13 protein-coding genes and 2 tRNA genes are annotated in these 14,833 nt (G+C 49.7%); 9 read left to right on the top strand and 6 right to left on the bottom strand.

Annotation, left to right across the window (positions count from 1 at the left end):
- Positions 1-292: 292 nt before the first annotated feature.
- Positions 293-475 carry a hypothetical protein gene (locus tag QZT94_RS05660; protein WP_270627247.1) on the bottom strand — a complete coding sequence of 61 codons (183 nt, stop codon included), beginning with the start codon at positions 473-475 and terminating at the stop codon, positions 293-295.
- 65 nt (positions 476-540) lie between these two features.
- Here QZT94_RS05660 and QZT94_RS05655 point away from each other — a divergent pair, with 65 nt between their 5' ends.
- Genes QZT94_RS05655 through QZT94_RS05645 form a run of 3 tightly spaced genes read left to right on the top strand, consistent with a single transcriptional unit; the run spans position 541 to position 2,721 of the window.
- The gene (locus tag QZT94_RS05655) at positions 541-912 is read left to right on the top strand and encodes a GntR family transcriptional regulator (RefSeq protein ID WP_296760620.1); all 372 of its coding nucleotides are present in this window, start codon (positions 541-543) and stop codon (positions 910-912) included.
- Positions 905-1,864, top strand: coding sequence for an ATP-binding cassette domain-containing protein (locus QZT94_RS05650; protein WP_079985837.1), 960 nt, complete (start codon positions 905-907; stop codon positions 1,862-1,864). The genes QZT94_RS05655 and QZT94_RS05650 overlap by 8 nt, the downstream gene beginning before the upstream one ends.
- A complete protein-coding gene (locus QZT94_RS05645) occupies positions 1,861-2,721 on the top strand; it encodes a hypothetical protein (protein WP_072509474.1) in 861 nt (286 codons plus the stop codon). Before QZT94_RS05650 ends, QZT94_RS05645 begins: the two co-directional genes overlap by 4 nt.
- 179 nt (positions 2,722-2,900) lie before the next feature.
- Here the strand turns inward: QZT94_RS05645 and rpmF are convergent, their stop codons facing one another.
- Positions 2,901-3,083: a 50S ribosomal protein L32 gene (gene rpmF, locus QZT94_RS05640; RefSeq protein ID WP_072509473.1), complete on the bottom strand. Its 183-nt coding sequence runs from the start codon at positions 3,081-3,083 to the stop codon at positions 2,901-2,903.
- Positions 3,084-3,296: 213 nt separating this feature from the next.
- On the opposite strand from rpmF, the gene QZT94_RS05635 reads away from it, so the two are divergent.
- From QZT94_RS05635 to QZT94_RS05615, 5 genes are all read left to right on the top strand, one after another.
- Positions 3,297-3,926, top strand: coding sequence for a YigZ family protein (locus QZT94_RS05635; protein WP_296760615.1), 630 nt, complete (start codon positions 3,297-3,299; stop codon positions 3,924-3,926).
- Positions 3,927-4,283: 357 nt separating this feature from the next.
- Positions 4,284-5,219: a cysteine synthase A gene (cysK, locus tag QZT94_RS05630; RefSeq protein ID WP_296760613.1), complete on the top strand. Its 936-nt coding sequence runs from the start codon at positions 4,284-4,286 to the stop codon at positions 5,217-5,219.
- A gap of 11 nt (positions 5,220-5,230) precedes the next feature.
- The gene (gene cysE, locus QZT94_RS05625) at positions 5,231-5,815 is read left to right on the top strand and encodes a serine O-acetyltransferase (protein WP_296760612.1); all 585 of its coding nucleotides are present in this window, start codon (positions 5,231-5,233) and stop codon (positions 5,813-5,815) included.
- Between the two features lie 252 nt (positions 5,816-6,067).
- A complete protein-coding gene (locus QZT94_RS05620; RefSeq protein ID WP_296760610.1) occupies positions 6,068-7,069 on the top strand; it encodes a DUF6308 family protein in 1,002 nt (333 codons plus the stop codon).
- Between the two features lie 90 nt (positions 7,070-7,159).
- The gene (locus tag QZT94_RS05615; protein ID WP_296760609.1) at positions 7,160-8,437 is read left to right on the top strand and encodes a M18 family aminopeptidase; all 1,278 of its coding nucleotides are present in this window, start codon (positions 7,160-7,162) and stop codon (positions 8,435-8,437) included.
- A 7-nt stretch (positions 8,438-8,444) separates the two neighbouring features.
- On the opposite strand, the gene QZT94_RS05610 is transcribed toward QZT94_RS05615, so the two are convergent.
- From QZT94_RS05610 to uvrB, 4 genes are all read right to left on the bottom strand, one after another.
- Positions 8,445-8,519 (bottom strand) — tRNA-Val (locus QZT94_RS05610).
- A 62-nt stretch (positions 8,520-8,581) separates the two neighbouring features.
- Positions 8,582-9,610, bottom strand: coding sequence for a TerC/Alx family metal homeostasis membrane protein (locus QZT94_RS05605; RefSeq protein WP_296760607.1), 1,029 nt, complete (start codon positions 9,608-9,610; stop codon positions 8,582-8,584).
- 148 nt (positions 9,611-9,758) lie between these two features.
- Positions 9,759-12,329 carry an HAD-IC family P-type ATPase gene (locus QZT94_RS05600; RefSeq protein WP_296760605.1) on the bottom strand — a complete coding sequence of 857 codons (2,571 nt, stop codon included), beginning with the start codon at positions 12,327-12,329 and terminating at the stop codon, positions 9,759-9,761.
- Positions 12,326-14,419: an excinuclease ABC subunit UvrB gene (uvrB, locus tag QZT94_RS05595; RefSeq protein ID WP_296760604.1), complete on the bottom strand. Its 2,094-nt coding sequence runs from the start codon at positions 14,417-14,419 to the stop codon at positions 12,326-12,328. The genes QZT94_RS05600 and uvrB overlap by 4 nt, the downstream gene beginning before the upstream one ends.
- A 134-nt stretch (positions 14,420-14,553) precedes the next feature.
- On the opposite strand from uvrB, the gene QZT94_RS05590 reads away from it, so the two are divergent.
- A tRNA-Pro gene (locus tag QZT94_RS05590) sits at positions 14,554-14,630 on the top strand.
- The last annotated feature ends 203 nt before the right edge of the window (positions 14,631-14,833 follow it).

Below are 14,833 nucleotides of genomic sequence, written 5' to 3'. Positions count from 1 at the left end.
TTACAGGTTTTCGGACAAATGACCTGGGACATTAAAAGAGTTTTTCCTTATTACAAGCGGACACAAGTCCTGAAAGACCTTAAAACCCCAACCCCAAGAAAAACGGACACATCTCCTGAAACCACACACTGTCACCCCGACCATGTGATGTCCCGCGACATATGTCCACATAGGTCGCGAGATTTCCTTCTTTCTAACTCGGTCTTGAGTCACGCTATCTGCTTGGATGTGCGAGAAAGAGGTTTTTCCTCTCGTTTTAGATTCCACTACCGCAACCCAGACAGGCGAGTTGCTACCCAACAGCGGGGGCATTGGTTTTATCCGAGTAGGCGCGGTGGGCATAAAGTTCGGGAAATACGTAAGTATTTGCCGAACTTTGGGCAGGAGGAAAAACCAATGCTCCTGCCTGCACTCCCGGTATGGCGAAGATCATGCCCGCCACCTCAAAACCACAAAAGAAATCTGTATTAAACACTTGACACAGCCCCTCCAAAAGAGTTACTGTATTACTACACTAATACAGTAACGAAAGGAGGAGATATGGAGCTAAATTCAGCGATTCCTATCTGGAGTCAGCTACGTGACGAGTTTTCTCGCCACATAACCAATGGAAGCTGGCCTCCCGGCAGCAAGATTCCCAGCGTGCGCGACCTTGCTCAAATGGTAGGCGCGAACCCAAATACGGTACAACGCGCCCTCGCCGAACTAGAGCGCGAAGGATTAGCCTTTTCAGAACGCACCTCGGGACGTTTCGTGACCGATGACGAAGAAAAAATATCCTTGAGCCGACAAGGGGTATTCAAAAGCCTGACTGACCAGTTCACCTTGTCAATGAAAAAGGCAGGCGCAACCTTACCCCAAACACTAGAACTAATAAAACAACAATGGAATGAGGGAGAATCTCATGACTGAAAATCAGCCAAACCAGTTCCCAACGCCCTCCCCTAACCTGGGTAGCGGGAACCCGATAGCGGCAGAACCTGGTTTGCAAACCCAACCTTCTGTCGCACCAAATCAGCAATTCTTTGCTCCAAATCCCGGTATTCAGCCCGGATATACTACAAATTTCCCCTACCCAGAATCCGGATTTAATCCCCAGCAGCACCCCCAACACCAGACTAATCACCACTCCCAGCAGCTCCCCAATCAGGGAGGAAGCACCCCAGCCCAGGTGAGCGCCATCAACCTAAGCGGGGTATCTAAGTTTTACGGCAACCAACCCGGATTAGTGAACGCGAATCTAAATCTTCCGAACGGAGGAATCGTAGGGCTACTAGGACCAAATGGTTGCGGGAAAACCACCCTGTTAAAGATTTTGGCGGGGGTAATAACCGATTACGAGGGCGAGGTTCGGCTTTTCCAAACCGCTCCCTCTCCCGAAAGCAAACGTTTCACTTCCTATTTACCTGATTCGTCTCTATTGGCTGACTCGATAACTCCACTTGATGCGATTGAGCAATATGGTGACTTCTTTTCTGATTTTGACGGCAGTAAAGCTAAAGAGCTCATGCATTTCTTGCAACTTCCCTTAGAGAGAAAGCTTTCTGCGATGTCAAAAGGGATGCGCGAGAAAGCACAGATTGCCTTAATAATGTCACGTAATGCGAAAGTGTATTTGCTTGATGAACCGATAAGTGGGGTAGATCCGGCAGCTCGCCAAGTAATTTTAGAGACAATTATCAAAGGTTTTAACCCAGAATCATTAATGATAATCTCTACCCATTTAATTAGCGATATCGAACCAATTATTAATACCGCCGTTTTTATGTCGGCTGGACAAGTATTTTTAACTGGCGATGCTGACGAATTACGCCAGAAATATCAGACCAGTTTGGATGGACTATTTAGAGGAATGTACCGATGATTGCAAAACTTATTAAATACGATTTTAATGCGCTGAAAAAACCAATCGGTTTAACCTGGATAATATCCCTGGGAATAACTATATTGTTTTCCCTAGGTATTCATTTTCTCCCCCCGGGACTAGCAGTTACTTCATTACTATTTTCCATATTAGCTCTAGTGGCTGCCAGTATTATACTCACCATTATTCAAGTGATTCACTACTACCGTTCAATGTACGGAAAAACAGGCTATTTTACGTGGTCACTACCAGCAAACAACCGGGAACTCTTTTGGGCAAAAACCATTTTTAATTTGAGCGCTATCCTAGCATCTTCCCTGCTAGTTTGCCTATGCATAGCCTTGAATGTATTTGCATTAAAATCCGCAACTTATGAAGGATTTTCTTATGCCTTTGAAGGCATAAAGCAAATCGAGATTCCTGGAACACTTCTGGGGATAAGTGCCCTGTATATTATTTGGGAGTCTTTCATTTATGTTTTCTCATTCCAATTTATTATAACAGCCGGTAACCGTAGCCCATTTTTGGATAGACTCGGCAAAATAGGTGGCCCAATTATCGTGGGAATTATTCTATATATCGTTATGCAGATTCTAAACCTGCTGTCACTATTGATCCCGGGAATCCTTACGATTAACACTAGAACGAACCTGTCGTTTTCGCTCATTTGGGAAAGCACTTTTTCTGGCGCTGCGGTCGGGATTATGCCAGAATCTCTGCCGGGACAAATAGCAGCTAACGCCAGCGCTACCATCATCGGTATCCCTATTTGGTACGTGGTTCTATCGATACTTACCCTTATCACTCTAGGTGTATTGACCTGCCGTTTTTATCGACGGGGAACCTCTTTACGCTAGGCGCTCCTACCTAGATTTCAATACATTTCGAGGACGCATTTAGGGATTAGCGCAGCATCTCTAACACAAGAGCCGGTCAGGGGAAAACAATGGGCATTAGCCCTGCCCCTGACCGGCTCTCACCTTAGGTAAAACAAAACCCCTAGCTAAATCAGCTAGGGGTTGTTCTTTATCGAGCTTTACTCGAAATCATCTGCCGGGCTGTACAGTCCCAGCTTCACGGCTTTGGCCAGGTGACGAGGTGCCACATAAGAACGCCCATCATTGCCCTTGACCGTAGTAAGCTGGGGTGCCTTGGCTTTCCAAGCAGAGCGGCGAGTACGAGTATTCGCACGAGACATTTTACGCTTTGGTACTGCCATTACGGACTCCTCTAACTAATGCAAATAGAAAATAACCTATATAACTCTGTCATTTATAGCGCTAACTTTCCAGTTTCAACCATGTGATTTGTCTCGCGAGAACGCCCTCACCTGAGGTTTAGTGACTAAAAAGAACCACTTTTACCAAAATAGCTCGAAGCGCTTAAGCAATAGTTACCCAAAGTTTTCGTCCCAGCTAGCTACAATCAAACTATGCGCACTATAGGCACTCCCACTCGCTATGAAATTGAGATTAAACGCTCCCGTTTCATAGCTTCTTGTGCGCGCACTGACTGTGAAGATGAAGCACGAAAGTTCATAGCTACAGTTAGAAGCCTTTTTCCCGATGCCCGCCATCACTGCACCGCGTTTCTTATACATAATGATGCCGGACCAGATACTGCCCGCTCCTCCGACGACGGCGAACCGGCAGGCACAGCGGGAAACCCGATGCTTTCCGTACTGTCCGGGTCGGGACTAACCAATATAACCTGCGTAGTTACCCGCTATTTTGGAGGTATAAAGCTAGGGACAGGCGGGCTAGTAAAGGCTTATTCCCAGGCGGTACAAGAAGTATTAGACCGCGCAAAAATAGTGCGGGTTATTACCCAAGAAACCTATGAAGCCGATTTCCCACTGAGCGAAGCAGGAAGAATCGAAGCAAAAATCACCCAAAACGGGTATGAAATCCTTGACCGTACTTTCTCTAGGCAAGCTACTCTTCGTTTCTCTTGTCCTCCACAAATATCCAAAGCCCAGATAGAAAGCTATTTATCGAGCCTTACTAGCCGGGAAGTGAAAGTTACTACCGCCCCCACTATCACCCATGAAATCGCCCAGTAACAGCAATATCAGCAGCCGAAGCGGCGTCTCGACCAAAATAAACCTAGAGGACGAAGCTCGCGCAATCCTCTCCCCCAAGCGGGGATGAACCCGCAGGGAAATTTTACTGACCGCATAAAAGTTTGCGCCCCTAAAACTGAAGATGTTAGAACTAAGAGCAAGATAGTTCTAAAACATAGATTGGAGAGGTAAATGCGTTTTCCCTGCTCCTGTCGTTACTCCCTATGTAGCTAGGGGCATCCCGCCGACCGTAAAGGCACGGGCTGTCCCCGGGGCATTACAGTTTTTCTCCCCGAAGTATCACCCCCTAAACCGGGTATCTAGCATTTTCATCACCAATGATTTCAAGGACAAAACATGAATATCGCAAAAGACTTAACCGAACTGGTTGGAAACACTCCCCTGGTAAAAATCAATCATTTAGGCGACCAGAACCAAGTCGCATCAGTAATTGCAAAAATCGAATCTTTTAACCCCGCTTCCTCGGTTAAAGACCGCGTGGCATTGGCAATGATTCAAGCCGCCGAAGCTAGCGGACAACTTAAACCGGGGGGAACGATTATCGAATCCACTTCCGGAAACACCGGAGTAGCTTTGGCAATGGTGGGTGCTGCCCGCGGCTACAAAGTCGTAATTACTATGCCGGAATCTATGTCTAAAGAACGCCGCGCCCTCATGCGGGCTTTCGGAGCGGAATTGATATTAACCCCGGCAGCCGCCGGTATGAAAGGCACAGTTGAAGCTGCCCAAAAAATCTTATCCGAACGCGACGACGCTATTTTGGCTTCTCAGTTCACCAATAGTGCTAACCCCAAAGCCCACTACGAACATACTGCTGAAGAAATCTGGGCTGATACCGATGGTCAGGTTGATGTCTTTGTCTCCGGGATTGGCACTGGCGGTACGGTTACCGGCGTGGGCAAACGCCTTAGGGAACTTAATCCGAATTTGGAAGTATTTGGAGTTGAACCGGCAGAATCTCCCCTACTTACTACTGGTCAGGCAGCAGCTCACGGGATTCAAGGTATCGGTGCGAATTTTGTTCCCGAGATTTTAGATAAATCCCTGTTAAATAAGGTTTTAACGGTAAAAACCGAGGACGCGATGCAGATGGCGCGCACGGCCGCCGCTAAGGAGGGCTTGTTAGTCGGTATCTCCGCTGGCGCGGCCTTGGTGGGAGCGTTGCGTTTAGCTTCTAGCCCTGATATGAAAGGTAAACGTATCGTGGTACTGCTACCCGATACCGGTGAGCGTTATTTAAGCTCTCCTCTGTTTAAAGATTTAATGGACTAGGAGCAACCATCATGCCAAATAGGGAACCCAGTCTGCTGGAGCTATGTAAAGAGGATTTGGCAGCCGCGATTAATTCTGATCCGGCAGCCCGTAGCAAGCTAGAGGTGGCATTGACCTATCCAGGGGTGCACGCAGTCTGGGCGTATCGTCTGGCACATATGCTCTTTAAGAAAAATCTGAAACTACTGGCCAGGATAGTTTCTTCGATTACCCGCAGCTATACCGGGGTAGATATTCACCCGGGAGCCCGCCTAGGTCGCCGCCTGTTTATTGACCACGCCAACGGAGTAGTAATCGGGGAAACCACCCGAATCGGCACAGATTGCGTATTGTTTCACCAGGTCACTTTGGGTGGGGTGTCTATGTCGAAAGGCAAACGGCATCCCACCCTTGGGGATCGGGTAATGGTTGGCGCAGGCGCGAAAGTACTTGGTCCTATCCAGGTAGGCTCAGATGCTCGGATTGCCGCTAATGCGGTGGTAGTAAAAGATGTACCTGCTGGATGCACTGCGATTGGGGTACCTGCCAAGGTTTCTCCGGCTTGTAGAAAACAAAAGAGTACCGAGTTAATCATCGACCCTACTTTGTTTATCTAGGGACAGTTAGCATTAGCAGCGTGTTTTAGCAAATCCTAAAGGGACAGTCTCGTGGGCGCGCCGAAAGTACCGCTTGCCCATATTTAGAACCGCACCAGCAAATCAGAGCGCGAGATTATTCTAAAAAATCTTACTACTGGAAAACACCAGTTTAACGGGAGATTAGAATCTGCTTTATTTGCGGACTTCTCCGCGTTTATTGGCACATTTTCTACTACAATTTAGGCATAAAAAGCTAGATGCGGAGGAAAAATGATTACTACGGTTCCGGAAATAGTTACCGGCGTGACCCGGGGAGACTCTGATGCCTGGGAGCGAGCCGGCAGTCTGCTAACAACCTATTACGCTCAAAGTAACTGCCCGCGGGTTACCTTGTTTTCTCTTACTTCCCGTTTTTCGCCCTCATTCCCTTTAACGTCGCACTCAGATACTTCTCTTAAGGTTACTCCCTGCTATCTTCGGGACTGCGATCTTTTAGCCCTGGCGAATCTGGGAATCAAAGTTGCGCAAGACAGCGTGAATCAACTTTTCGCCAGCGAACCTTTGCCAGAGTTAATGGCACAAATCCCGCTGGATACCCAATTGGTGGATGCCCCAGAGCAAATATTAGATACAGACGGCGCGTTGAATCAGCTCTGGACAGCGCTAACCAAAGATCCGCTGACGCTAAAACCAAAGGCAGCAGCCGCGATTCTCGCGCGGCTAAGACCGGCAACTTTCCCTCTCTTTTCCCGCAGTGACCGGCTACCCTGGGGCGAAATATCAGATTATCTGCAATTTTGCCAAGATTTACACGATTTACTGTTAGCTGATAGAGGACGTTTAGCACACCAGCTTTATTATTTACATGAGTCTTTGGAACTACCTACCTGGGTTTCCCAAATACAACTATTGCAGGCGTTAGTGTTTTCTGATTATCAAGCAGATTTAGCGGCTCACCAAGAGCTTCGCCGGCAAGAAAAAGCTACCCGTAAAGCAGAGCGAGCCGCAAAAAAGCTTCGTAAAAAGCAAGCGAAGCAGGCCAAGAAGCAACATAAAAAGCTTTCCGAACAGGAAAAATCGGCTAACTTAGATTCTGACCTCCTTTCATCTGCCAGCCCCTTTGACAACGAGCGCGCCGCAAGCGGGCGACACCTGGCTGCTAGCGAACCAGCCGATTTAGGGAACTCACGCAGCCAGCTGACAGGACACGGTCGCCACGTAAGAAACGACGGCGAGGACGGATTTATTTCTACTGATCCTGTCTCCCTTTAACGCTGCACTTACGGTCTATTTTCCCACCTCCCCTCCTTGAAGAAAGGAGGGGAACCGGAACTTTTTGCTCAACAACTCTAGAATAAAGTCATGACTGATTTTGAGATTGAAAGCTATGCCCAGGGACTACAAGAGTTTATTACCGCCTCCCCCTGTGCTTCATTAGCTGCCAATAGACTAGCAGAAACCTTTACTAACAGTGGTTTCACTAAACTTGACCCAACACAATCTTGGATTAGTTCTCCGGGCAAATACTTCCTACAACAAGGAGGCGCAGTTATTGCCTGGTTAATACCAGACAACCCCCCGCAAGGTTTTCGGATTATCGGATCGCATACCGATTCACCCGCTTTCAAACTAAAACCCACCCCCGATAGCTTTAGTCCGGATGGTTGGGGACAGCTAAACGTAGAAATATACGGAGGAATGCTCCCTAACTCTTGGCTAAACCGAGAACTGGGGATTGCCGGGATTATCTATGATCATTCCGGCAAATGCCACTATCTACAAACTGACGCGCTAGCTTTTATCCCCCAATTAGCCCCTCATCTAGACCGGGACTCCACTAAATCTTTACAGCTTGACCCCCAACAACATTTACGTCCCCTGTGGCAACTAGGAGACAATCAACAAGGAATTCTTGATTTACTGGCTAAACAGGCTGGACTAGACAGTGCTGCCGATATTTCCAGCCACGAGCTTTACACTTTCGATACCCACGAACCCAGAAGGATAGGAACTAATAAACAGTTCCTATCCTCTGCCCGGCAAGATAACTTGCTATCGGTTTACAGTGCCACCTGCGCCCTCTTGAGCCTTGCCACCGACAACTATCAAGGGGACAATATCTTGATAAGTGCCGCCTTTGACCATGAGGAAGTCGGTTCCCACACCGTAAATGGGGCGGCCGGCCCTCTGCTAGAGCAGGTGTTACAACGCTGCGCCCTAGCTGGGGGAGAAAAAGATAGTTATCAGCGTCTGCTGGCCACGTCCTCGTGCCTATCAGCTGACGTAGCCCACTCAGTAAACCCGAACTATCCCGAAAAACATGACCCGGATACCCGTCCCATAATGGGAAACGGGCCGGTACTAAAACTTAATGCCTCCCAGCATTACTCCACCGATGCTTACGGTTGGCATCTTTGGGAAGATGCAGCCCGGCGCAGCGGGGTTAAAACTCAACGATTTGTATCAAAAAACACTGTTACCTGCGGCTCTACCATTGCCCCTATGATTAGCACCCGCTTGGGAATAACCACTATCGATGTAGGAGTTCCTATCTTATCGATGCATTCAGCCCGGGAAATGTGTTCTTTAAATGACCAGGTAGAGATGGCAAAAATAATGCGAGCCTACCTGGAGAAATAAACAAGTCTGGTGGGCCATACTGGTTTCGAACCAGTGACCTCTTCCGTGTGAAGGAAGCGCGCTACCCCTGCGCCAATGGCCCTAGACGTTGTTAAGACTATCTAAAGCCCCACCCAGAACCAAATCTAAAGATGTGGGATATATCTAGATACGGCTTTTTCGCTTGGAATACCAGATGGAAGCCAGCGCAGTGACCAGTAAAACTATTACGATATAGCCCATCGAGAAACCGATAGAAGGCTCGGGAATAGAATGCGCCCATTTATCAATCCCCCAGAAAGGAGCTTCATGGGCGGCATGGATAATCAGTTTCACCCCAATGAATCCCAGAATCAAGGCCAGCCCATAATGTAGGAATGCCAGGCGCTCCAATAACCCATCTACCAGGAAGAACAGTTGCCGTAGCCCCATAAGTGAAAATGCGGTAGCAGCAAAGACAATAAAGGGATGGCTAGTAAGACCAAAGATCGCGGGAATAGAATCAAAGGCGAACATTAAATCCGCTGACCCAATCGCTACGATAACCAAGAACATGGGGGTCACATAGGTTTTACCCCGATGACGGTACAGCAGTTTCGCTTCCCGAAATCCTTCAGAAACCGGCAGAACTCGGCGCACCAGCGAGGTGAAACGGTTTTCCTGATAACCTTGACCAGATTCTGCCTCGTCCTCTTTAGTGACCCCCTCACGCGCCTGACTAATCGCGGTGTAAATCAAGAACAAGCCAAACAGATAGAATATCCAGGCAAATTTACTGATTAGAGCAGCCCCAATCAAAATGAAGCCCAGGCGTAGCACCATAGAAATCACGATTCCCAGCATGATCACTTTTTGCTGGTAGAGACGGGGAACGTTGAAACCATTCAAAATAATGATAAATACAAACAAATTATCTAGCGATAGCGACCATTCAGTAATCCAGCCCGCCCAGTATTGAACCGCAAGATTCAAATCCCATTGCAGCCACACCACCAGCCCAAAGGCAGCCGCAATCGTCATATAGATACCTGACCAGATGGCGGCTTCTTTAATCGAGGGTTCGTGGGCTTTACGAACGTGTCCGCGAAAATCAATGATTAGCAGTCCCAGAATAATAATCGCCAGTAGAACCCAGTTCCACCAGTGAATTACTTCGTGGCCGGGGACGGCATTAAGCGCAGGAGCAAGACCCATATAGTGTTCTCCAATTCTATGGTGTGATACCAAAAGGTCTTCTTCCGCCCTTTCAGGCCGAACCAGCCGGGCATAAATGCCGTGATGACGACTGGCTTGTTAATGGAAGTACTCCCCTCCCGTGATTACTAACCTAGTCTACCGTGATTTACTCGCAACCCCGAACTGTGCAACTTAGCCCCGACCAATGTCTCCGCTCCCAGCGAATCCCGATAATCGCCAAAGATAGTAGGGAAATAGCGCTACAGGCGAGCACTACCAGCCACTGCGAGACGGATAATACTTGTAGGGCAAAAAAGTCCCTGACCACCGGAATCGTAATCGCGCTAACTACCAGGGCAATCATTACCCCCAGGAGGATTCCTCGCCAGCTGCGCAGCGGTTGTGACAAGATAGCCAGTAGACCCAAGGCTCCGTTCACTAACACCACGGTGGCTACCGAAGTTGCCTGTGGAGAGCTGCCTATCCATAAATAGGCTCCAATAGAGGTTAGAGCACAAATCAGACCGGCTGGCAACGCTAACTGCCCCACGCGGCGTAAGAATCCGGGGCGGTATCTTCTCGCAGAGGGTGCGAGCGCCAAGAAAAACGCAGGAATCCCGATGGTGGTGGAAGAAATCAAAGTTAATTGCCGGGGCAAATAGGGATAACGTATCCCTAAAACCCCTATGACCAGGGCAAGTATTGCGGCATAAGTGGTTTTTGATAGGAAGAGGGTCGAGACTCGTTCCATATTTCCGAGGACGCGCCGCCCCTCCCCTAATACTTGCGGAAGCGACGAGAAGCGCGAATCTATCAGCACTACTTTCGCTGCCGATTTAGTTGCCTGCGCGGCATTTCCCATCGCTATCCCTAAATCAGCATCTTTTAACGCCAGAGCATCATTAACTCCATCCCCGGTCATTGCCACGGTTCTGCCCCCAGATTGCAAGGCACGAACCAGGGAACGTTTTTGCTCCGGGGTAACCCTGCCAAAAACGCTGTGTTCTTTCAAAACAGCACGCAGCTCGTCCTGATTATCCGGCAGTTCTCTAGCATCAAAACCGCTATCATCTACCCCCACCCTCTTCGCCAAGGCAGCCACGGTAACAGGGTTATCACCCGAAATAATTAGGGTTTTTACTCCTTGAGTGCGGAAAAACTCTAGGGTTTTTTCCGCGTCGCCCCTCACCTGTTCCGCTAAAACAATCAGCGCACTAAGCTGTAGGGTTTTCGGCAACTTGGGAGCGTGCAGGTCAAGAGCGGCGTTTTGGGTAGAGGCTAAAGCCAACACTCTCGCCCCTTGCCTTGCCCAGTTAGCGGTTTCTGCTTGCGTATCACTATCAGCGGCCAAAACAATTTCTGGTGCCCCTAGTACCCAGGTTTTTTCGTCACTAACCAACGCTGACCATTTACGCGAAGAATCAAACGCCAGGATTTCAGCGTTATCAATAATTCCAGTCTCCGCCTGTAAATCGCTTTGGAGACGATCATAGATTGCTGCCGAAGTGTCATTTTCCCGCGTTTTAGTCAAAGTAGCGAGTGCCTTTTGCGCATCTGGCGGTAATGCTTTCGCGCTAACCAAGGAGGAATCTGCCGGGATACAAAACCCTCGAAGTCTTACCTGACCGGTAGTAAGAGTACCGGTTTTATCAAGACACAAGGTATCTACCCTGGCTAGAACCTCTACAGCGGGGAGTTCTTGAATCAACACCTCTTGACGTACCAGTTTCAAAGCCGCCGCCGCGAAGTTGATTGAAGTGAGCAGCACCAGTCCTTGCGGAATCATTCCCACAATACCGGCAACCACCGCAACCACCACTGGGCCAATATTTGCCCAGGTTACCTGACTAAATCCTCCTAAACTACGAATTTGTGAAACCGCCAATAGCGCAATAACTAACGGGAGGAAATAGGTGATAATTTTCAGGATTTTATTGATTCCCGCTTCTAGCTCTGAACGAGCCATTTTGAACTTTTTCACCTGGATAGCCATCTTGTTTGCCCATGATTGGCTACCTACGGCGCTGACTGCGATATATCCGTTACCGGCAACTACAGTGGCTCCCGATAAAACCGTCTCCCCTATTTGGCGAGCACAGGGCACTGATTCGCCGGTCAGGTTGGATTCATCAAGATACATTCCTTCACTGGCAAGCACCGTCCCATCAGCGGGAACTTGGTCTCCTCGGCGCAAATGCAGTAAATCCCCTTGCACAATCTGGCGGGGAGATATTTCTTGTTCCACTCCCTCACGCACGACCCAAACAGGGTTTTCTTGCAAAATACTGACCCGCTCTAGCACCTTTTTGGCGCGCAGTTCCGAGACAATGCCGGTTAGGGCATTAACTATCATCACGATCCCAAAGACCGCGTCCGCCCAATGCCCGAATATCAAAGTGACCACGATACAGATGCTGAGAATAGCGTTAAATAAAGTGAATATATTGGCACGCAGAATCTGGGGTACGGTGCGGGTAGCCCGCGGGGTGAACTGGTTAGTGAGTCCCGCTTGGGTAAGCTCGGCTACCTCCTGGCTGCTTAGCCCTTGCAAAGCTGGGTTTCCAGCGCCGCTAGCGTTATCTGCGGGCAGGCTTTTAAGGTTCTTGCTAGGTTCTGCTTCGGCTTCCTTAATGGGGGTGCTATTTTCACTTGAGCCAGAGGGCGAGCTGACTGAACCCGAGGACGGGCTGAGCACGTCCTCGGAATCTATATTTTTGGGTTTCGAGTACTTACTCAATTCGCCTCCCGCATTTGCCGCAGTTCTTTCTTTAAATCCCGCACCTCATCGCGTAGGCGCGCTGCCACCTCGAACTGTAGTTGCTTTGCTGCCTCGTGCATTTGGTCAGTTAGTTCTACGATAAGCGCCGCCAAGTCGGTTTGGTTCTGGTTAGCCAAACGAGCACGTACGTCCTGGCCGGTTTCCCGGCGGGTGCGTGCATCAGGGCCGCTCCCTGCGCCCCGATACCCGGTGCCCAGCAAGGATTCGGTATCGATTTCTTCGCGCGCCAACATATCGGTGACATCTGCTATTTTCTTGCGGAGAGGCTGGGGATCAATCCCGTGCTCGCGGTTATAGGCCAGCTGTTTTTCTCGCCGCCGCTCGGTTTCCTCAATCGCTGCCCGCATCGAGTCGGTAACCTGGTCGGCGTACATATGGACTTCCCCGGATACGTTACGGGCTGCGCGCCCTACGGTTTGAATCAGGGAGGTGGTCGAGCGCAGGAAGCCTTCCTTGTCCGCGTCAAGAATCGAAACTAGTGACACTTCTGGCAGGTCTAGACCCTCGCGCAGCAGGTTAATCCCTACGAGCACATTGAAGCGCCCCATCCGCAGTTCCCGCAGCAGTTCCACCCGCCGCAGCGTATCCACATCGGAATGCAAATATTCGACTAGCACTCCCCTCTCGGCCAAGTATTCAGTGAGGTCTTCTGCCATTTTCTTAGTCAAGGTAGTGACCAACACCCGCTCGTTCTTTTCGCTGCGTAGCAGGATTTCTTCCATCAAGTCATCGATTTGCCCATCGGTAGGTTTAACCACGATCTTAGGGTCAACCAGTCCAGTGGGGCGAATAATCTGTTCTACTACCCCATCGGAGCGTTCCAATTCATAGGTTCCGGGGGTGGCAGAAAGATAAACGGTTTGCCCAATGCGTTCTTGGAATTCTTCCCATTTCAAAGGACGGTTATCCATAGCCGAGGGCAGACGGAAACCGTAATCGACCAGGGTGCGTTTGCGGGACATATCCCCATGGAACATGGCTCCTATCTGCGGTACTGTCACGTGGGATTCATCAATGATTAGCAGAAAATCCTCGGGGAAATAGTCAAGGAGGGTGTTTGGGGGCGTTCCCGGACCGCGCCCATCAATATGGCGGGAATAGTTTTCGATGCCGGCACAGGTTCCGATTTCGCGCATCATTTCCAGGTCATAGGTAGTCCGCATCTGCAGGCGTTGCTCTTCTAAAAGTTTGCCGTGTTCCCGGAAGTCTTTCAGCCGCTCGCCTAGTTCGTCCTCGATACTGTCGAGGGCGCGTTGCATCCGCTCCGGGCCGGCTACGTAGTGAGAGGCCGGGAAAAGGAAAACTGATTCTTCTTCCGAGATAACATCGCCGGTGATGGGATGCAAGGTGGCCAGGGAATCGATTTCATCCCCGAACATTTCGATACGGATTGCCATTTCCTCGTACATGGGAATGATGTCGATAGTGTCTCCGCGCACCCGAAATGTCCCCCGCGTAAACGCCATATCGTTGCGGGTGTATTGCATGGTGATAAAGCGTTTAAGTAGTTCGTTACGCTCTATTTGCATTCCCACTTCTAGCGGAACCATCCGCGCCACATATTCTTGGGGAGTTCCGAGGCCATAGATGCAGGAAACCGAAGACACCACGATTACGTCCCGGCGAGTGAGCAAGGAGTTAGTGGCAGAGTGCCGCAGCCGCTCTACCTCGTCATTTATTGAGGAATCTTTTTCGATATAGGTATCGGACTGGGGCACGTAGGCTTCTGGCTGATAGTAGTCATAGTAGGAAACGAAGTATTCCACAGCGTTATCGGGGAAAAGTTCGCGCAGTTCCGCCGCCATTTGGGCAGCCAGAGTTTTATTGGGCTCCATTATTAAGGTGGGACGCTGCACCTGTTCTACCAGCCAGGCGGAGGTTGCAGATTTTCCAGTCCCGGTAGCCCCCAGGAGAACAATATCCTTTTCACCGTCGTTAATCCGCTGGGTGAGCTGTGCGATTGCCTGGGGTTGATCCCCGGAAGGCTCATAGGGCGCTTTCACTTTGAAAGGTTTTTTAGCCCGGCGCAGGTCTAGTTGCTCACTCACCTTTCCAGTCTACTAGGGACGCTATCCGAGGGCGTTTTTAGGCTAGTTTTTTCGGCTTGGTATTTTAAGCGTTAAGAATCACGTCTGGGTGATTTGCTGGGATAGCAGCGGGACAGATAAGATTTTGGAGGTAACGGGCTGTGGCGCAGTTTGGTAGCGCACTTGACTGGGGGTCAAGGGGTCGCAGGTTCAAATCCTGTCAGCCCGACCATGTGATGTCCCGCGACATATGTCCGCATATGTCGCGGGATTTTTTGGGTTTTTGGGGGGGGTGTTTCGGGTCATTTGTCCGTTTTGGGTTTGGGGTGTTTCAGGACATTTGTACGTTTTTTGTTTGGGAGGTTTTGTTGGGGGCGCTCGTGGCTCCGGCGATGAGTTCCCCGGCGGCTTCGCTGATGCGTATGGCGTGTGGTC

Origin of the sequence: Varibaculum sp., from assembly GCF_008661855.1 — a bacterium.
GTDB classification, from domain to species: Bacteria; Actinomycetota; Actinomycetes; order Actinomycetales; family Actinomycetaceae; genus Varibaculum; species Varibaculum timonense_A.
Note: the sequence above shows the minus strand (reverse complement) of the source record. Positions and strands in the feature narration are given on the sequence as shown.

Bases quoted from the DNA above. Each gene is read 5' to 3' on its own strand.
- QZT94_RS05655 (WP_296760620.1), top strand. From the start codon at position 541: ATGGAGCTAAATTCAGCGATTCCTATCTGGAGTCAGCTACGTGACGAG.
- QZT94_RS05650 (WP_079985837.1), top strand. From the start codon at position 905: ATGACTGAAAATCAGCCAAACCAGTTCCCAACGCCCTCCCCTAACCTG.
- QZT94_RS05645 (WP_072509474.1), top strand. From the start codon at position 1,861: ATGATTGCAAAACTTATTAAATACGATTTTAATGCGCTGAAAAAACCA.
- rpmF (WP_072509473.1), bottom strand. From the start codon at position 3,083: ATGGCAGTACCAAAGCGTAAAATGTCTCGTGCGAATACTCGTACTCGC.
- QZT94_RS05635 (WP_296760615.1), top strand. From the start codon at position 3,297: ATGCGCACTATAGGCACTCCCACTCGCTATGAAATTGAGATTAAACGC.
- cysK (WP_296760613.1), top strand. From the start codon at position 4,284: ATGAATATCGCAAAAGACTTAACCGAACTGGTTGGAAACACTCCCCTG.
- cysE (WP_296760612.1), top strand. From the start codon at position 5,231: ATGCCAAATAGGGAACCCAGTCTGCTGGAGCTATGTAAAGAGGATTTG.
- QZT94_RS05620 (WP_296760610.1), top strand. From the start codon at position 6,068: ATGATTACTACGGTTCCGGAAATAGTTACCGGCGTGACCCGGGGAGAC.
- QZT94_RS05615 (WP_296760609.1), top strand. From the start codon at position 7,160: ATGACTGATTTTGAGATTGAAAGCTATGCCCAGGGACTACAAGAGTTT.
- QZT94_RS05605 (WP_296760607.1), bottom strand. From the start codon at position 9,610: ATGGGTCTTGCTCCTGCGCTTAATGCCGTCCCCGGCCACGAAGTAATT.